Here is a 17714-nt window from a genome sequence, read left to right as displayed (position 1 = left end):
CATCCCCGGCCCTTCCCCCATAGAGAGGGGGAAGGGAGCAATGGAGATCAGAACTTCCTACGGGCGTTCACCCCGACGGTGCGCGGGGTCAATCCATAAAGCAGGTCCTGGTACCCGACGTTGCTGTTCTTGTTCATGATCCCCTCGGCGTCGGTGAGGTTGGTCACGAAGGCGTAGACGCCCCAGTCCTCGCCCTCGACGCCGGCCCGCAGGTTCACGGTGCTGAAGCTGCCGAACTTGTCGAAATAGACGTAGGTCGGCCGGAAGGTGGAGACCATCTCGCCGGTATAGGCGTAGTCGGCGCGCAGCAGGCCATTGAGGCCGGCGACCGGCAGCGGCCAGACGTACTGGGCCGAGGCCGAGGCCGTCCAATCGGGCACGTTGGCGATGCGGTCGCCCTTCTTGCCGGTCGAGCCGTCGACCAGGATGTTGGCGTTGGCCTGGTCCTCGGTCAGCTCGGCCTTGGTGTAGCCGATCGAGCCATTGAGCGAGAGGCCGGCGATCGGCCGGGCGGCGATCTCCAGCTCCAGGCCCTCGATCCGCGCCGCCCCGGCGTTGGTGATGAAGGAATAGAGGCCGTCGGCCGTGATGGCGCTGGTCTGGCGGTCCTTCCAGTCGATGCGGTAGGCGGCGGCGTTGGCCGTCAGCTTGCCGCCCAGCCAGGTGGTCTTCACGCCGGCCTCGTAGTTCCACAGGCTGTCGGGATTGTAGACCACCAGGGCGCCGTTCAGGCCGGGCACGTTGTTGGCCCCGCCCGGCCGGAAGCCCTCGGCCGCCGTGGCGTAGACCATGACGTCGGAGGTGATCTTGTAGCTGGCGTTGAACTTGTAGACCCAGCCCGAGGCCTCGGCGGTCTGCTCGGAATAGGGGGCCAGCGCGGCGCCGGTCAGCAGGTTCCTCTGGGTGCCGGCGCTGCCCGTGGTCTTGGTGTAGTCGTAGTGGCGCGCCCCCACCGTCAGCGACAGGCCCTCGACCTGCGGCGGCGTCCAGGTCGCCTCGCCGAACTGGGCGGTCTGCTTGACGCCGGTATTGACGTAGCGGCCCTGCAGGTACTGCATCGGGCTGTAGGGCTGGCCCGTGGTCAGGCTGGTCAGCACCGTGTTGCTGTCGATGTGGTCCTTGCGCAGCTCCATGTAGCCGCCGACCGTCCACTGCAGCTGGCCCTCGCCCTTCGACGACAGCCGCAGTTCGTGGTTCCAGGCGCCCAGATAGGCCGGCTGGTAGCCGATCACGCCGTTGGCGCTGCCGATGTAGGGCCGGTACTGCGGGGTGAAGTCGATCGTCCGCAGCATGTCGTACTTGTAGTAGGCGCTGGAGGCGGTGACCTCGCCGATCGGGCTCGACCATTTGCCCGTGACGCTGGTCATGTCCATCTCGGTGTCGAGCGGCAACTTCACGGCGCTGTCGGTCTTGTAGTCGCCCAGGCGATCGTACCAGCCTTCCAGGTCGTCGGCCGACGAGTTCTGGTGAACCTTGGTGACGACCAGCGAGATGTCGTCGGTGGGCGTGAAGCCCAGCATGGCGCGATAGCCGTCGGCGTGGCTGTCGTTGACGTTCTTGGCGCCGGTGCGGACGTTGTCGACGAAGCCCGGGCGATCCTCGGTATAGGCCACGATGCGGGCGGCCAGCTTGCCCTCGATCAGCGGGATGTTGCCCATGGCCTTCAGGTACGAGCCGCGCGAGCCGCCCTTGGTGGTGCTCGCCTGGCCTTCGACCGAAGCCCCGAACTGGCTGCTGTCGGGCTTGGCGTAGATCACCCGGATGGTGCCGCCCATCGAGCCGCCGCCGTACAGCGTGCCCTGAGGGCCGCGCAGCACTTCCACCCGCTCGACGTCGAACAGGTTGAGGTCGGCGGCGTTGTTGGCCGGATCCTGGGTGGTGCCCGAAGGGCCGGTCACCGAGGTCTCGTCGTAATAGAGGCCTGTGGTGGCCTCGCCCGAGCCCTGCACGCCGCGGATGGTCACGCGGCTTTGGCCAAGCTGGCCCTGGGTCAGGTTCACGCCCGGCACCGAGCGGAAATAGTCCTGCAGGCCGGTGGCCCCGATCTTCTGCAGGCTGTCGCCGGTCACCGCGCTGATGCTCATCGGCGTGGTCTGGAGGGTGGTCGAGCGCTTGAGCGCGGTGACGACGATCTCCTCGACGGTCTCGTCCGGCGCGGGCTTGGCGGCCTGAGTAGCGGATTGGGCGGCCGCCCCCAGCGGCGCCGCGAAGGCGGCAAGAGCCGCCGTGGAAAGCAGGATCCGAAGATCGGTACGCATCACATTCCCCAGTGCATGCATGAGAGCGCCCGCTCTGAAGGCGGGTCGATCCCCAGGCTGGGGTACGCGACGAAAATATGTCAACGCTTTTGTATCGATATTATTTGGATCGATATGATTGCCTGCCACACAAGCAAACCTTCGCCCCCCTCAGATCCCCGGCGCGTACGGGAACGCCATCGCCTCATAGGCCTCCAGGCTCAGCGGCGGCGGCGCCTCGCCCTTGGGCAGGGGCAGGCCGTTGATCGACTGGAAGTAGGCGACAGAGGCGTCGCGCCACCACTGGGCCTCGCGCCGCTGGACGGCCAGGTACGTCGCCACCTCGCCGTGGCGTTCGGCGTCGACATAGGGCGCCAGGTCCGCCCAGGTCGCCTGCATGCCGTCGACCGCCTTCACCCCGCGCGAATATCGGGTCACCAGCTCGTCCCACAGCGGGCGGCCAGACTTCGTGCGGTAGTCCCACGGCAGGTGGTGGAACCACAGCAGGTCCTTCTCGTCGATCCTGGCGAGATCCGAGAACGCGGCCGCCACCGGCGGGGCGTATTGGGCGACGGCGTCGCTGCCCTTGGCCGTGCGGTCGAAGCCGATCCCGGCCTTGTCGGCCTTGTGGTAGTAGACGCTGGTCCAGTCGGCGCGCTCTCCGCCGGCCACCCACGGCCCCGGCCCGTAGTGGTGGCTGCGGCCCATCAGGTGGTGCAGGCCCATGGGGGTCATGTAGTCGACCACCGCCTCGCGCGAGCCCATCATCATCTTCACGGCAGGTCCGGTGAAGCGCCTGTCGGGCGTGAAGGTCATGGCCGCCCAGTCGCGGGCGATCGTCTCCGAGGAGGCTTCCGGATCCCAGGCCAGGCGCCCGAAGGCGTACCAGTTGGCCTGGTCGAACTGCGAGCCGCTCCAGTTGCGGTCGGTCCCGATATTGGCGACGCCCGCCATCAGGGTGCGCGAATAGCCGTGCAGCTTGCCGTCGACCACCTTGGCCACGGTCGACTGCCTACCGGCCGCGAAGGTGTCGGCCTTCAGCACCTCCTCCCACATGGTTCCGAGGTAGGCCAGGTGGGTGGAGAAGCCGAGATATTCCTTGGTGATCTGGAACTCCATGCCGAGGTTGGTCTTCGGCATGGCCCCGAACAGCGGGTGGAACGGCTCGCGCGGCTGGAAGTCGATGGCCCCGTTCTTGACCTGGACGATGACGTTTTCGGCGAACTGGCCGTCGAACGGCTTGAACTCCGAATAGCCCTGCTTGGCGCGGTCGTCGGGCTGCTCGTGTGAATAGACGAAGGCCCGCCACATCACGATGCCGCCGTGCGGCCCCACCGCGTCGGCCAGCATGTTGGCGCCGTCGGCGTGGGTGCGGCCATAGTCCTGCGGGCCCGGCTGGCCCTCGGAATTGGCCTTCACCAGGAAGCCGCCGAAATCGGGAATGGCCTTGTAGATCTCGTCGGCCTTGGCCTTCCAGAAGGCGCGCACGGCCGGATCCAGCGGGTCGGCGGTCTTCAGCCCGCCGATCTCGATCGGCGAGGAGAACCGGGCCGACAGATAGACCTTGATCCCGTAGGGTCGGAACGTGTCGGCCAGGGCCGCGGCCTTGGCGATATAGGGCGCGGTCAGGCTGTCGGACTTGGCGTTGACGTTGTTGAGCACCACGCCGTTGATCCCGATCGAGGCGTTGGCGCGAGCGTAGTCGACATAGCGAGGATCCTTGACGTCCGGCAGTCGCCACCAGTCCCAGATCGACTGGCCCGAGTAGCCGCGCTCGACGCTGCGATCCAGGTTGTCCCAGTGGTTCAGCAGCCGGTAGCGGACCTTGGGAGCATCGACCAGATCCAGGCGGTCGACCGCCTGCCGGGTCTGGATCAGCGCCAGATAGCGATAGACGCCGTGCAGCACGCCGAGGTCGGCGTTGGCGGCGATCACGGTGACGGGCCTGCCGCCCTCGCTCAGGGTCCGGATGCGGTAGCCCTCGTCGCCGGCCGCTTCGAGCGGCAACTTCAGGGCGGCGATCCGGGGCGAGGACTTCGGCGTTCCCAGCAGGATCTCCCCGCCCCCGTTACGACGCTCGCCCAGCAAGCCCGCCAGGCCCCGTTCGAGTTCCGCGTGGGCGACCTTCAGCGCCGGCGTGTCGGCGACCGGCGCGACGTCCCCCGCCGAAGCGCGATAGGCCCTCGCGGCGCTCGCTTCCACTGGTCGGTAGCGGAGCCACAGGTCGTGGCCGTCCTCGGCCCGGGCGGTCAGCGGCGCCAGCAGCAGGCCGGCGGCCAGGCAGAGCCCTCGAAGCAGTCGGCTGGGTCGCATCGGTTCTCCCCGTCAATCATCTGGGTCGGCCGTCTTCGCGGCCTGAAGCTGTCGCCGCATGTCCGGCGCGGTGGTCGAGTCTCCGACACCTTATTGGTCTGACCAATGGATTGACAACCTCCCCGCCGCGTTTAAACGAAAGGACGAAGATCGCTCGCGGGCCAGGCGCCCGCCAAGACCTCGTCGCCGGCCAAACCGGCGCCGCCGCAGAAAGACGCCGATGCTCAAGATCACCGCCGCCAGGGTCATCGTCACCTGTCCGGGCCGCAACTTCGTCACCCTGAAGATCGAGACCAGCGACGGCGTGTACGGGATCGGCGACGCCACCCTGAACGGGCGCGAACTGGCCGTGGCCAGCTATCTGAACGACCACGTCATTCCCTGCCTGGTCGGCCGCGACGCCCACCAGATCGAGGACATCTGGCAGTACCTCTACAAGGGCGCCTACTGGCGGCGCGGGCCGGTGACCATGTCGGCCATCGCCGCCGTCGACATGGCGCTGTGGGACATCAAGGCCAAGGTCGCGAACCTGCCGCTCTACCAGCTGCTGGGCGGCGCCTGCCGCACCGGCGTCATGGTCTACGGCCACGCCAACGGCGCCAGCATCGAGGAGACCCTCGACAACGCCGCCGTCTATGCCGAGCAGGGCTACAAGGCCATCCGCTTGCAGTCGGGCGTGCCGGGGCTGAAGACCGTCTACGGCGTCTCCAAGGACCGCTTCTTCTACGAGCCCGCCGACGCGGCCCTGCCCAGCGAAAGCCTGTGGTCGACCGAGAAGTACCTGCGCAGCGTGCCGCCGCTGTTCGAGGCGGCGCGCGAGAAGCTGGGCTGGGACATCCACCTGCTGCACGACGTGCACCATCGCCTCACGCCCATCGAGGCCGGGCGCCTGGGCAAGGACATCGAGCCTTACCGCCCGTTCTGGATGGAGGACGCCACCCCCGCCGAGAACCAGGCCAACTTCCGCCTGATCCGCCAGCACACCACCACGCCCCTGGCCGTGGGCGAGGTGTTCAACTCGATCTGGGACTGCAAGCAGCTGATCGAGGAACAGCTGATCGACTACATCCGCGCCACCGTCGTCCATGCCGGCGGCATCACCCACCTGCGCCGGGTGGCCGCCTTCGCCGACATGCACGGCGTGCGCACCGGCTGCCATGGCGCGACGGACCTGTCGCCGGTCTGCATGGCCGCGGCCCTGCACTTCGACCTGTCGATCCCCAATTTCGGCATCCAGGAATACATGCGCCACACGGCCGAGACCGACGCCGTCTTCCCGCATGCCTACACCTTCGAGGACGGCATGCTGCATCCGGGCGAGGCGCCGGGCCTTGGGGTCGATATCGACGAGGACCTGGCCGCCAAGTATCCCTACAGCCGCGCCTATCTGCCGGTGGCCCGCCGGGAAGATGGATCCATGCACGACTGGTGAGATCCCGCCCGGGATCTTGTCAGACCAAATAGCGGCGGCGTCCGACAAGGGTTATGCTATCGGTGAGGGACCATCGGTTCCGAGCGTCGATTCCAGGAAGCCATGTCGGACAACGTCAAGCTCTACCGCAAGATCGCGGACACCGTCGCCGACGCCATCGAGGCGGGCCAGTACAAGCTGGGCGACCGCCTGCCGACCGAGCGCGAACTGGCCGAGCAGTTCGGCGTTTCCCGCCCCACCCTGCGCGAGGCGATGATCGCCCTGGAAATGCTGGGCATGATCGAGGCCCGCCACGGCCTGGGCATCTACGTCACTGGCGACGTACGCCCCGTGGCCCCGCAAGCCGCCGAGCGCGAGACCGAGATCGGCGCCTTCGAGCTGATCGAGGCCCGCCGCCTGTTCGAGGGCGAGGCCGCCGCCCTGGCCGCCACCTCGATCACCGAGGACCAGATCGCCCAGCTGGAAAGCCTGCTCGAGCGCATGCACGAGGAGGAGGAGATCCGGGGCGAGGACGCCGACCGCGAGTTCCATCTCGTCATCGCCGCGGCCACCGGCAACGGCGCGATCATCGCCACGATCGAGAACCTGTGGGACTGGCGCAACCGCTCGGCGCTCGCGCGCAACATCCTGACCCGCGCCCGCGGCATGGGGCTGGAGCCCCGCATCGCCGAGCACCGCCGGGTGGTCGAGGCCCTCAAGGCCCGCGACCCCGCCGCCGCCCGCCAGGCCATGCGCGACCACCTCGAACGGGTCATCGAGCACCTGCTGCACGCCACCGAGACCGAGGCCGTCGAGCGCGCCCAGCAGGAAACCAACGCCCGCCGCGACGCCATCGCCAAGCGCGTGGCCATCTAGAACGCAAAACGCCCCGGCGAAGATCGCCGGGGCGCCATTGCATCAGCGCTTCAGCCCTAGGTCGGCGTGCGCACGGACATGCCGCGGAGCCAGAAATAGGTCGTGCCGGTGCTGGCCACCTGCAGACTGAAGGTGTTGGCGCCGGCCTTCACCAGCTGCGGCGGCACCACGAAGTAGTTGGCCTGGTAGCCGAAGCCGCCGCCGGGCACGACGTAGTTGGCGATGATCTGCGTGCCGTTGACGCTGAGGCTGACCGGGGCGTTGCCTTCCTGGTTGCCGTTGCGCGACACCAGCCCGTCGAACTCGAACATCAGCGCCGCCGAGGCCGAGGCCGCCTGGTAGGTCACCGCCACCACGCCGTTCTGGGCGATCTTCACGTGGTCGCCGGCGAAGCTGCCGTCGTTCTGCGAGACCGTCAGCTGATTGGTCTTCGGCGGCGAGACCGAGAAGTCGGCCGTGGCGACCGGCGTGTAGAACTGGCCTTTCGAGACGGCGAAGTCATAGAGCCAGAAGAAGGTGGTCGCCTTGGGCGACACCGTCAGGGCGATGGTGTTGGCGCCGGCCACGCAGAGCTCGGCGGGCACGGCCACTTCCACCCACTGCGGCCCGAAGCCGCCGCCCGGCACGGTGTAGTCGGCCAGGATCGGCTTGCCGTTGAAGATCAGCGAGATCGGCGAATAGCCGTCCTGGTTGCCGTTGCGCGACACCAGGCCGTAGAGGGCGACGCTGACCTGGGCGCCGGGACCAAGGTCGGTCAGCGAGAACTGCAGGCCGAAGCTTGCGTTCTGGGCGTACTTGTAGTGATCGCCCGCGAAGGTCCCGCCGTTGGTGGTGATCGATAGGCCGGGGCTCAGGGCGACCGGCGAGACCCGCAGGTTGGCGGCCAGGGCCTTGCCGACATAGGGACCGGAGACGAAGTCGATCTCCAGGCCGTAGAGCCAGAAGAAGGTCTGGGCGTTGCCGTCCACCTGCAGCTGCAGGGCGTTGGCGCCGGCCTTCAGCAGGGCCGCGGGGATCGGGAAGATCGCGTCCTGCGGGCCGAAGCCGCCGCCCGGAATGGTGAAGCCCGAGACGATCTGGCCGCCGTTGACCTGCACCGAGATCGGCGAGAAGCCGTCCTGGTTGCCGTTGCGCGACACCAGGCCCGTCACCCGGACCGCCAGGGTCTTGGTGAAGGCGTCGGCGTCCAGGTTGAACTGCACGGTGACGGCCTGGTTGTTGCCCAGGCGCTGGTGATCGCCGGCGGGCGTGCCGCCCAGGGCCGTGATCGACAGGCCCTGCGTGGTCGGCGGCGAGGTGTTGAAGACGGCGGCGCCGAGCACGAGGCCGATGGCGGCGGTGTCGGTCGAGACGATGGCGTTCATGATGTTTCCTCCTTGATCTAAACTCGGTTTCGAACTCGCACTCAGGACAAGTTGGCGGCGATCTCCTGGCACCACTGGGCTGTCTCGGCCAGCGGCGCCGCGTTGAGATTCCAGAGCATGATCCCGGCCTTGGACGCCCCGGACGGGTTCCAGCTGGCCAGGGGCGCCAGGTCGGCGAAGGCGGTGTTCTGGCCGGCGTTGGCGGCGTCGGCGACGCCGATGGCCACCTTCCCGGGGCCGACCAGGTCGGCGTACTGCTCGAACAGGGCCTGCTGGCCGGCGACGCCGTTCCAGTAGGCCATGGTGGCGACAAACGAGATCTGGTCCTTGGCCTGGGCCAGGTAGGCGTCGCGCACGGGACCCAGATAGACAGGCAGGGTCAGCAGGGCGTCGGGCCCCAGCGCCGCGCGCAAGGCGGCGATGACCTGCACGAAATTGTCGTCCGGCGTGTAGGAGACGTCCTCGTTGTCCAGGTCCACCCCGTCCAGGCCCCAGTCGTCGACGACGATCGCCTTGACGTTGGCCGCGTAGACCTGCGGATCGAGATTGCCCCAGCCGCCGGGATGGCCGTCCCAGTTCGGCTTGCCGTTGATCGACATCAGCACCTTGACGCCCCGCGCCTGCAGGGCCTTGGCGCCGGCCCGGATCTCCTGCTCGCTGTGCTTGCTGGTCAGGAAATCGAGCGTGATGGTGTCGCCCTGGTCGCTGGGCGCGTTCACCGCGAAGGCCAGGGCCACGACCCCAACCGAGTCCGGCGTCTCCTCCAGCGACGGCCCGCCCTCGTTGTAGCCGAGCCAATAGGCCATGAAGGTCTGACTGGTCACGTGACACCCCCTCGATCGCAGAAATACAACCTGAGGCAGTTAGTGAAGAAATGACTCCTTTAAGATGTGCGATTCCGCACACCCAACCTCAGGGCGCGAAAATTCGGAATCCCGCGAACTAGACGACCGGTCTATTATTTCCTACATAACTGATCATGACCCCCCGCAAGAAATCCGAGATCACCCGCGAACACATCCTGGCTGTCGGCCGCGAGCTGGTGCTTCGCCAGGGCTTCGGCGGCATGGGCCTGAAGGAGCTTCTGGACGCCAGCGGCGTGCCCAAGGGGTCGTTCTATTACTACTTCGCCTCCAAGGAGGCCTTCGGCTGCGCCCTGCTGGAGGACTACTGCGCCGAATACGGGGCCAAGCTGGCCGCCCTGTTCGACGCTCCCGGCAGCGGCCGCCAGCGCCTGATGGCCTACTGGAAGGTCTGGCTGGACGGCGACACCGCCTGCGGCATGGCCGATCGCTGCCTGGTGGTGAAGCTGGGCGCCGAGGTCTCCGACCTGTCGGAGGAGATGCGGCTGATCCTCGGCACCGGCGTCGAGCGCCTGGTGCGCCGCATCGCCGCCGTCATCGTCGAGGGCCGTGACGACGGCTCCTTGCCCGGCTCGGGCGATCCGGTCGCCACCGCCCGGGCGATGTACGCCCTGTGGCTGGGAGCGGCCATCCTGGCCAAGCTTTCCAAGGACCAGGCGCCCCTGCGCGAGGCGCTTGCCACCACCGAAACCCTGCTCGCGGCCGCCTGAGCCGCACCCCGACAACAACAAGGAGAAGACCCATGCGCAGCGCGATCCACGACGTGTTCGGCGACCCGGCCGAGGTTCTGGCCCTGGCCGACAGCCCGATCCCCGAGCCCGGCCCCGGCAAGGTGCGCGTGCGCACCCTGCTGTCGCCGATCCACAACCACGACCTTTGGACCGTGCGCGGCAACTACGGCTACAAGCCCGCCCTGCCCGCCATCGGCGGCAGCGAAGCTGTCGGGATCGTCGACGCCGTGGGTGAAGGCGTCGACGCGGCCCTGGTCGGCCAGCGCTTCGCCGTGGCAGGCGTGCACGGCAGCTGGGCCGAGTTCTTCATCGCCTCGGCCGCCGGCCTCGTGCCCGTGCCCGACGCCATCCCCGACGAGGCCGCCGCCCAGCTGATCGCCATGCCGTTCAGCGCCATCACCCTGCTCGAGACTCTCGGCGTGGAGGCCGGCGACTGGGTCGCCCAGAACACCGCCAACGGCGCGGTCGGCAAGACCCTGGCCATGCTGGCCAAGGCGCGCGGCGTCAACGTGATCAACCTGGTGCGCCGCGACGCGGGCGTGGCTGAACTGGCCGAACTCGGCATCGACAACGCCGTCTCCACCGCCGACGCCGACTGGAAGAAGACGGTCGCCGAACTGACCGGCGGCGCGCCGATCAAGGCCGCCGTCGACTCCATCGGCGGAACCGCCTCGGGCGACATGGCCGACCTGCTGGGCGAGAACGGCCTCCTGGTCTCGTTCGGCTCGATGACCGGCGAGCCGATGCAGATCTCGTCGGGCGCGGTGATCTTCAAGCAGCTGACCGTGAAGGGCTTCTGGGGCTCGACCGTCTCGGCCAACATGGCCCCGGACCTGCGCCGCAAGCTGATCGGCGAGCTCCTGACCCAGGTCGCCACCGGCAAGCTGAAGCTGCCTGCGGACGGCGTCTACGGCCTCGACCAGGTGTCCGACGCCGTGAAGGCCTCGCTGACCCCCGGCAAGACCGGCAAGGTGCTGCTGCGGCCGTAAGGCCTTCCCACTCTTCGTCATCCTGGGTCTACGGCGCTATGCGCCTTCGCCCGGGATGACGAACTGGCTTGAGCCTCTACTTCAGCAGCGCCTTCAGCTGCCCCAGCCCGCGCTCGGGCGGGCTGCCGTAACCGATCGGCTCGACGAAATTACCCTTGGCGTCGAACAGATAGACCGCCGACGAGTGGTCGACCGTGTATTCCCCGCCCTCGATCGCCACCTTGCGATGGTAGACGCGGTAGGCCTTGGCCGCCGCGTCGGTCTGGGCCGTCGTGCCGGTCAGCCCTCGGATGCGGTGGTCGAAGTTTGACAGGTAGAGCTTCAGCTGGGCCGGCGTATCGCGCTCGGGATCGACCGAGACGAACACCACGTTCAGCTTGTCGGCGTCGGGACCCAGGTCCTTCAGCCAGCCGGTCATCTCGGTCAGGGTCGTGGGGCACACTTCCGGGCAGAAGGTGAAGCCGAAGAAGATCGCCGTGGGCTTGCCCAGGAGATCCTTCTCAGTGACCGCCCGGCCATCCTGGTCGACCAACTGGAACGGTCCGCCGACCTTGGCCGAGGCGTTGGCCTTGGCGTGCTCGGCCGTGCGGTCACAGGCGGCCAGGGGCGCGGCGCAGATCAGCGCCGCCAGGGCGAGTTTGGACAGGATACGCACGTCTACTTGCCTCCCACGGCCTTGACCGGCGCATTGATGGCCACCGGCGGCGCCGTCTCGAAGCGCAGCGTCAGCGGCACGCTGGCGCCGACCACCAGATCGATCTTCGGCCCGATCACCATCAGGTGCTCGGCGCCCGGCTTCAGCGCCACCGGCTGCCCCGCCGGCAGGGCCAGGCCGTCGGAAAGCTTGCGCATGCGCATCACCCCGCCGTCCATCGACATGGTGTGGATCTCGGCCCGGGCCGCGGCCGGGGTCTCGACCGACACCAGACGGTCGGCGACGACGGCCTTTAGGGTCAGGTAGCAACCTCCAGCCGGCGCGCCCTTCGGCGCGGCGCGGCACCAGGCGCCCTCGACGGCGACCTTGGGCGCCACCCGGGCCGGCGGCGCGGCCTGGGCGGCGCTCGCCAACGCGGCGACGGCCAGGATCGGGAGATAGAGTGTCTTCATGGTCAGGCTCCAGCCTCGAGGCGCAGCCGGGGGGACAGGCGGCGCAGGATGAGATCAAGCGACAGGACCGCCGCCAGCGAGGCGCCGACGAGCGGGTAGAAAACGGCCAGGGGCAGGACAACGGCCAGCAGCCCCAGATAGGCGCGGCGGTCGGCCGGCGGGACAGGCGCGGCCAGCCGGCCCTTCGGCCGGCGCTTCCACCACATGACCACGGCCGAGACGCCCAGCAGCCAGACGGCGATGCAGCCGGCCAGCATCAGCAGCTTGTTGAAGAGGCCGAACTGCTGGCCCTGGTGGACGGCGATGCCCCACTCGATGGCCTTGGCCGCCGGACCAAAGTCGCGATAGCCGAGGTCGGCGATCACGCGGCCGTCGCCGCCGTCGAGATAGAGGGTGCGGGTGCGCTCGACCTGGTCGGGCATGTAGGTCGCCGTCCAGGTCCCGCCGTGGGTCTTGGGCAGGGTCAGGGTGAAGCCGTTGGTCAGGCCGGCGGCCTTCACCCGCTCCACCACGGCGTCTACGCCCAGGCTCATGTGGCCATGGCCCGAAGCAGGCGCGGCATGGGTTTGCAACGCCCACGGCACGCCTTCGCTCGGGGCTTCGCCGGCATGGTGCGGCTGGACGACCGGCGGACGCGGACGCCCCCAGCCGGCCTGGGTGGTCAGCTGGCGGACCTCCTTGCCCCAGAACGCCGACCACGGCATGCCGGTCGCGGCTAGGAACACGATCACCAGTCCCGCGAAGATCCCGGTCACCGCGTGCAGGTCGCGCCAGAAGACGCGCCTGGCCGGCGCGCCGCGCACGGTCACCACGCCGCCGCCCCGCCCGCGCGGCCACCACAGGAAGACACCCGTGGCGACCAGCACGATGGCCCAGCCGGCGACGATCTCGACCAGCAGGTTGGCGACCGGACCGGCGATGTCGAGGCTGTGCAACCGCTTGACCACGCCCATGACCCCGCCCGGCGCGCCGACGCCCAGCACCTGGCCGGCATGCGGATCGACATAGGCCGTCCGCGCGCCGTCGTCGGTATCGAGCGCCAGCTGCACGGCGCGGTCGCCCCGCGCCGGAACGACCAGCTGGCGGACCTTGCCGCCCGCCGCCACCTCGGCCGCGGCGATCCAGGCCGAGGGCCGGGTCTCGCCTGGGCCATCGGCGACCACCGCCAGCGGCCGCTGCACCAGGGCCGTCAGCTCGTCCTTGAACAGATAGAGCCCGCCGGTCAGCGCCAGCAGCATCAGGACCGGCAGCACAAGGAGGCCGGCATAGAAGTGCCAGCGCCAGAAGGCGCGATAGATCTCGCCGGCCGGGGTTTCGGTTCCCGCCATCGTCAGAACGACACCGTCACGCCGCCGAACACCGAGCGGCCGTCGCCCGGCCAGACGGCGGCGGTGGCGGCGGTCCAGGCCGTCGCCGCCTGGACGTTGGAGACATAGGCCTCGTCGGTCAGGTTGCGGGCGTCGAGGAACAGCGAGACCTTGTCGGTCGCCTTCCAGCCGGCGTTGAGGTTGAGGATCGCGTAGGACGGCGCGGTCTTCGTATTCTTGTAGTCGATCCACTGGTCGGCGGCCGACCACTCCACCGACGGCGCCATGAACCATCCGCCCGCCGCGTCGTAGCGCAGCTCGGCCCGGTAGAAATGCTTGGGCACGATGGGCAGGCGGTTGTCGCCGTACTGGACGTCGCCGTCGAAGCGGAAGTCCGACAGGGTGTAGGTCTGGCGCAGCCGCCAGCGCGGGGCGAAGGCCCAGTCCAGCGCCGCCTCGATCCCCTGGTGAAGGGTGTCGTCGGCGTTGAAGGTGGCGGCCGGGTGCTGGCTGTCGACGGCGAACTGCAGGAGCTCGTGCTTCAGCTTGGCGCGATAGGCCGTCAGGTCGTAGGTGAACGCCCCGCGATGGCCGCGCGCGCCCGCCTCGGCGGTCCAGGCCTCCTGCGCCTGGATCGGCGCGAAGCCGACATTGCTCGGCGACAGCGAGCTGAAGTTCGGCGGCTCGACCGAGCGGGTGACGTTGGCGAACAGCTGCGAGCCGTCGTCGCCCTGCCACAGCACGCCCACGCGCGGCGACACCCACTCGTAGTCCTTGTCGGCGGTCAGGTTGAAGGTCGAGGCGACGGCCGGGACCTTGAAGCTCTGGTAGTCGCGCTCTGCCCGGCCCCAGGTCAGGCCGCCGACCAGGATCAGGTGGTCGGTGACGAACAGGCGCCCTTCCCCGAACACGTCGGCGGCCTTGGCGTTCTGCAGCGACAGCGACTGCAGCGCGCCGCGCCCGCCTCGGACGTTGGTGTAGAAGGCCGAGTCCAGGTCGCCCTGGCGATACCAGGCGCCGAGATAGGCGTCGGCCTTCAGCCCGCCGACCTCGCCGTCCCAGTCCAGCCGCCCGAAGGCGCCGTAGTTGCGGCTCTGCTGGTCGATGACCTGGAAGATCGGGTGGTCCAGATCCTTCCACACCGCATAGACCGCGCCCTGGAACACCGTGTGCTCGTCGAGGCGCCAGGTGGTGCGCAGCGAGCCGCGCAGGCCGCGCTGGTTGCGGCCCTGGTCGTTGGCGAGGCTGGCGGCGGCGCTCTGGCGGGGATTGGCCTGGAACTGCGCCAGGGTCAGGGCGCCGGGGATCTCCTGGGCGATGTTGGAGCCGTTGAGGATGAAGCGCACCTCGCGGTCCTGCCCGAAGCCGCGCCCCAGGTTCAGGGTGGCGAACTGGATGTTCTGCTGGCTCTGCGAGCGCCAGCCCTGGCTGGTCTGGTTGGTGGCGGCGGCATAGAGGTCCCAGTCGCCCGATTGGCCCGCGATCGCCGCGTGCTCGCGGATCAGCCCGAACGAGCCGCCGTCGACGCGCAGGCGAGCGTTGAAGCCGGCGTCCTTGCCCGTGGGCGTCACCATGTTGATCGCTCCGCCCAGCAGGGCGCCGCCGAAGCGCAGGGCGTTGCCGCCGCGATAGACCTCGGCGTAGCGGGTGTTCAGCGGGTCGGCGATCTGGCTGTCGCCGTAGCCGTCGGCCTCGTTCAGAGGCACGCCGTCCTGGGCCAGCAAGAGGCCGCGATTGTGGCTGGCGTTGCCGATCCCCGAGCCGCGGATCGAGATGCGCACGTCGCCGCCCCACTTGCGCTGGGCGTAGACGCCGGGAGCGTCGCGCAGCATGTCGTCCAGCGCCAGGGCCTGGCGGGAGGCATAGGCCTCCTGCGAGATCACCGACACCGCGCCGGGGGTTTCGGAAAGGCGCTTGCGGGCGTCGGCGACGACGGAGGGATCTTCGGCGTTGCGGCGCGCGGTGACGATCACCGACGAGACGGCGCCTTCGCTGTCGTCGGGGGCGGCCAGGGCGGCGGCGGGCGCGAGCGCGGAAAGAGCGCAGGCGGCCAGGAGAACGGATTTCATTGTCTTTAAGTCCCAGGGCCGCGCCTTGCGCGACCATCAGCAGGCGGATCTTGGCCAGGCGCGGTCTCGCACGCGGCGCTGCGAACCCGGCGCGCGGCCGGGCGCTCCGCCGGTCATGCGACCGACGGTCAGATCAGCAGGCTGGGAGGACCTCTGGCCGGAAGCGGCGGCGCGGCCAGGCCTCGGCCGGGAGCCAGGTGGACGACGCGGGTCGGCTGCGGCTGGGCGGCATAGGCGACGAACTCGACCGGCGCGACGGCCAGGTCGGCCGGCGGCGCGCCCATCGCCACGCCCAGGGCCGCGAAGGCGCAGGGGGCGTTGGCGGGCTTCTCGTCGGAGCCCTTCTTGTGATCTAGGCGCTCGCCGGGCGCGACCACCTTGGCCCCCTGGCCGGTGCAGAGCACCAGGGCGAAGGGCAGGCCGTTGCGCGGTTCCGGGGCGGTCATGAAGCCGGCCGGGATCAGCACCTTCAAGGCGACCGCCAGCGCCGCGAGCGTCATGAAGACGGCGCGGGCGTTGGTCCAGCGATGGAAGGTCGGCCGGGTCACGCTTCAGGCTTTAGCTCAAGCGGCGCGGCTTGTCCTTGGTCATTCCGTCCCAGCCACATCATCCCTGGCGCGAAACGCGTCACGGAGTACAACCAAGCCCATGATCGACCGTCGTTCCTTCCTCGCGTCCGCCGCCGCCCTGGTCGCGCCCGTCCCCGCCCTGGCCCGCGAGACCGAGGGCGAACGCCTGACCGCCGTTCTGGAGGGCCTGATCCAGAAGGCGATGCTCGACTCGCCGCAGCTGATGACCCTGACGGGGATGGACGCCGGCCCCAACGCCGCCGCGCGCGGCAAGCTGGACGACCGCTCGCCGGCCGGGATCGCCCGCACCCGCCAGCTGTTCGTCGACCTGCAAGCCCAGCTTGCGACCTTCGACGCCAAGGCCCTGACCGGCATGGACCGGGTCAACCACCGCTCGGCCGCCTATCTGGCCGACACCACCCTGCAGAGCTACGCCATGCCGTTCGGCGATCCGAACGTCGGCGTCGCCGTGCCCTACATCGTCTCGCAGCTGTCGGGCGCCTATCGCGCCGTGCCCAGCTTCCTGGCCGACACCCATCCGGTGAAGACCAAGGAGGATGCGGAAGCCTATCTGTCGCGGCTGTCGGCCTTCGCCGGGCTGCTCGACCAGGAGACGGCCCGCGCCCGCGCCGACTTCGCCAAGGGGGCGACCCCGCCCGACTTCGTGCTGCGCACCACCCTGGCCCAGTTCTCGGCCCTGCTGGCGCCCGCCCCGGCCAGGTCCGAGCTGGTCACGGGCCTCACCCGCCGCACCGGCGCCATCCCCGGCGATTGGGAAGCCCGCGCATCGAGGATCGTCGAGGCCGATGTCTATCCGGCCCTGCGCCGCCAGGCCGACCTGCTGACCGCCGCCCTGCCCACCGCCACGCATGACGCCGGCGTCTGGCGCCTGCCGGACGGCGAGGCCTACTACCGCTACGCCGTACGCTCGGCCACGACCACCGACCTGGCCGGCGAGGAGATCCACCGCCTGGGCCTGGAGCTGGTGGCTCGGTTCACCGCCCGCGCCGACGCCATCCTCAAGGCCCGCGGCCTGACGCAGGGCCCTGTCGGCGCCCGCATCGCCGCCCTGCGCCGCGACCCGGCCAACCTCTATCCCAATGACGACGCCGGCCGCGCCGCCCTGCTGGCCGACCTGGAAGCCAAGACGCAGGCCATGCGCGAGCGCCTGCCCGGCTATTTCGGCCGCCTGCCCAAGGCCGGGGTGAAGATCCAGCGCATCCCGCCGTCGATCGAGAGCGGCGCGCCCGGCGCCTACTACACCCCGCCCAGCCTGGACGGCTCGCGCCCCGGCCTGTTCTCGATCAACCTGCGCGACACGGCCGAGCAGCCCCGCTTCGACCTGCCGACCCTGGTGTTCCACGAGGCCATCCCCGGCCACCACCTGCAGAACGCCCTGATGATGGAGGCGCCGGGCATCCCGACGCTGCGGCGCCTGCCGATCTTCTCGGGCTATTCGGAAGGCTGGGCGCTCTATGCCGAGCAACTGGCCGACGAGATGGGGGCCTACAAGGACGATCCCCTTGGCCAGCTCGGCTACATCGCCTCGATGCTGTTCCGCGCTTCGCGGCTGGTGCTCGACTCCGGCATCCACGCCAAGCGCTGGAGCCGCGAGAAGGCCATCGCCTACATGTCGGAAACCCTGGGCGACGCCGAAAGCTCGGTCACCCGCGAGGTCGAGCGCTACTGCGTCCAGCCGGGCCAGGCGTCCAGCTACATGCTGGGCTGGCGCACCTGGACGGACAGCCGCGCCCGCGCCGAAAAGCGCCTCGGCGACAGGTTCAGCCTCAAGGGGTTCCACGACACGGGCCTGACCGCAGGCACCATGCCGCTCGACGTGCTGGCCTCGGTGATCGACGAGTGGAAGGGAAGTTGAGG

Annotated in this window: 14 protein-coding genes; 5 read left to right on the top strand and 9 right to left on the bottom strand. The window is 69.3% G+C overall.

The window, feature by feature from the left end:
- Positions 1-47: 47 nt before the first annotated feature.
- Both V6S85_RS06165 and V6S85_RS06160 read right to left on the bottom strand, forming a co-directional pair.
- A complete protein-coding gene (locus V6S85_RS06165; RefSeq protein WP_334348395.1) occupies positions 48-2258 on the bottom strand; it encodes a TonB-dependent receptor in 2211 nt (736 codons plus the stop codon).
- Positions 2259-2408: 150 nt separating this feature from the next.
- Positions 2409-4550: an alpha-glucuronidase family glycosyl hydrolase gene (locus V6S85_RS06160; RefSeq protein WP_334348394.1), complete on the bottom strand. Its 2142-nt coding sequence runs from the start codon at positions 4548-4550 to the stop codon at positions 2409-2411.
- A 220-nt stretch (positions 4551-4770) separates the two neighbouring features.
- Here V6S85_RS06160 and manD point away from each other — a divergent pair, with 220 nt between their 5' ends.
- Positions 4771-5982 (top strand): D-mannonate dehydratase ManD, encoded by a 1212-nt coding sequence (gene manD / locus V6S85_RS06155; RefSeq protein ID WP_334348393.1) that lies wholly within the window; start codon positions 4771-4773, stop codon positions 5980-5982.
- A gap of 102 nt (positions 5983-6084) precedes the next feature.
- A complete protein-coding gene (locus V6S85_RS06150) occupies positions 6085-6837 on the top strand; it encodes a FadR/GntR family transcriptional regulator (protein ID WP_116568238.1) in 753 nt (250 codons plus the stop codon).
- 56 nt (positions 6838-6893) lie between these two features.
- On the opposite strand, the gene V6S85_RS06145 is transcribed toward V6S85_RS06150, so the two are convergent.
- Positions 6894-8201, bottom strand: a complete 1308-nt coding sequence (locus tag V6S85_RS06145) for a hypothetical protein (RefSeq protein ID WP_334348392.1) — start codon at positions 8199-8201, stop codon at positions 6894-6896.
- Between the two features lie 41 nt (positions 8202-8242).
- A complete protein-coding gene (locus V6S85_RS06140) occupies positions 8243-9025 on the bottom strand; it encodes an EndoS/ChiA family endoglycosidase (RefSeq protein WP_334348391.1) in 783 nt (260 codons plus the stop codon).
- 155 nt (positions 9026-9180) lie between these two features.
- Between V6S85_RS06140 and V6S85_RS06135 the strand changes: the two genes are divergently transcribed.
- Both V6S85_RS06135 and V6S85_RS06130 read left to right on the top strand, forming a co-directional pair.
- Positions 9181-9774, top strand: a complete 594-nt coding sequence (locus V6S85_RS06135) for a TetR/AcrR family transcriptional regulator (protein ID WP_334348390.1) — start codon at positions 9181-9183, stop codon at positions 9772-9774.
- Positions 9775-9806: 32 nt separating this feature from the next.
- Entirely contained in the window at positions 9807-10784 is a 978-nt protein-coding gene (locus tag V6S85_RS06130) for a zinc-binding dehydrogenase (protein ID WP_334348389.1), read from the top strand.
- Between the two features lie 76 nt (positions 10785-10860).
- On the opposite strand, the gene V6S85_RS06125 is transcribed toward V6S85_RS06130, so the two are convergent.
- The 5 genes from V6S85_RS06125 to V6S85_RS06105 form a co-directional block, all read right to left on the bottom strand.
- Positions 10861-11439 (bottom strand): SCO family protein, encoded by a 579-nt coding sequence (locus tag V6S85_RS06125; RefSeq protein WP_334348388.1) that lies wholly within the window; start codon positions 11437-11439, stop codon positions 10861-10863.
- Between the two features lie 2 nt (positions 11440-11441).
- Positions 11442-11891, bottom strand: a complete 450-nt coding sequence (locus tag V6S85_RS06120; protein WP_116568248.1) for a copper chaperone PCu(A)C — start codon at positions 11889-11891, stop codon at positions 11442-11444.
- A gap of 2 nt (positions 11892-11893) precedes the next feature.
- On the bottom strand, positions 11894-13219 hold the full coding sequence (locus V6S85_RS06115; RefSeq protein WP_334348387.1) for a PepSY-associated TM helix domain-containing protein: 1326 nt from the start codon (positions 13217-13219) through the stop codon (positions 11894-11896).
- A gap of 2 nt (positions 13220-13221) precedes the next feature.
- Positions 13222-15267, bottom strand: a complete 2046-nt coding sequence (locus V6S85_RS06110; protein WP_334348386.1) for a TonB-dependent receptor family protein — start codon at positions 15265-15267, stop codon at positions 13222-13224.
- Positions 15268-15395: 128 nt separating this feature from the next.
- Positions 15396-15815 carry a DUF2946 family protein gene (locus tag V6S85_RS06105; RefSeq protein ID WP_334348385.1) on the bottom strand — a complete coding sequence of 140 codons (420 nt, stop codon included), beginning with the start codon at positions 15813-15815 and terminating at the stop codon, positions 15396-15398.
- Positions 15816-15915: 100 nt separating this feature from the next.
- On the opposite strand from V6S85_RS06105, the gene V6S85_RS06100 reads away from it, so the two are divergent.
- Entirely contained in the window at positions 15916-17712 is a 1797-nt protein-coding gene (locus V6S85_RS06100) for a DUF885 domain-containing protein (protein ID WP_334348384.1), read from the top strand.
- Positions 17713-17714: the final 2 nt, after the last annotated feature.

The sequence above is a fragment of the Caulobacter sp. CCNWLW153 genome, from assembly GCF_036889365.1.
GTDB lineage: Bacteria > Pseudomonadota > Alphaproteobacteria > Caulobacterales > Caulobacteraceae > Caulobacter > Caulobacter radicis.
The sequence above is the reverse complement of the archived record's forward strand: the minus strand, read 5'-3'. Positions and strand labels throughout refer to the sequence as shown.

What these genes read in the sequence shown, in the direction of transcription:
- V6S85_RS06165 (WP_334348395.1), bottom strand. Translation starts at nt 2,258, where the DNA reads ATGCGTACCGATCTTCGGATCCTGCTTTCCACGGCGGCTCTTGCCGCC.
- V6S85_RS06160 (WP_334348394.1), bottom strand. Translation starts at nt 4,550, where the DNA reads ATGCGACCCAGCCGACTGCTTCGAGGGCTCTGCCTGGCCGCCGGCCTG.
- V6S85_RS06100 (WP_334348384.1), top strand. Translation starts at nt 15,916, where the DNA reads ATGATCGACCGTCGTTCCTTCCTCGCGTCCGCCGCCGCCCTGGTCGCG.
- V6S85_RS06130 (WP_334348389.1), top strand. Translation starts at nt 9,807, where the DNA reads ATGCGCAGCGCGATCCACGACGTGTTCGGCGACCCGGCCGAGGTTCTG.
- V6S85_RS06120 (WP_116568248.1), bottom strand. Translation starts at nt 11,891, where the DNA reads ATGAAGACACTCTATCTCCCGATCCTGGCCGTCGCCGCGTTGGCGAGC.
- V6S85_RS06110 (WP_334348386.1), bottom strand. Translation starts at nt 15,267, where the DNA reads ATGAAATCCGTTCTCCTGGCCGCCTGCGCTCTTTCCGCGCTCGCGCCC.
- V6S85_RS06115 (WP_334348387.1), bottom strand. Translation starts at nt 13,219, where the DNA reads ATGGCGGGAACCGAAACCCCGGCCGGCGAGATCTATCGCGCCTTCTGG.
- manD (WP_334348393.1), top strand. Translation starts at nt 4,771, where the DNA reads ATGCTCAAGATCACCGCCGCCAGGGTCATCGTCACCTGTCCGGGCCGC.
- V6S85_RS06135 (WP_334348390.1), top strand. Translation starts at nt 9,181, where the DNA reads ATGACCCCCCGCAAGAAATCCGAGATCACCCGCGAACACATCCTGGCT.
- V6S85_RS06145 (WP_334348392.1), bottom strand. Translation starts at nt 8,201, where the DNA reads ATGAACGCCATCGTCTCGACCGACACCGCCGCCATCGGCCTCGTGCTC.
- V6S85_RS06150 (WP_116568238.1), top strand. Translation starts at nt 6,085, where the DNA reads ATGTCGGACAACGTCAAGCTCTACCGCAAGATCGCGGACACCGTCGCC.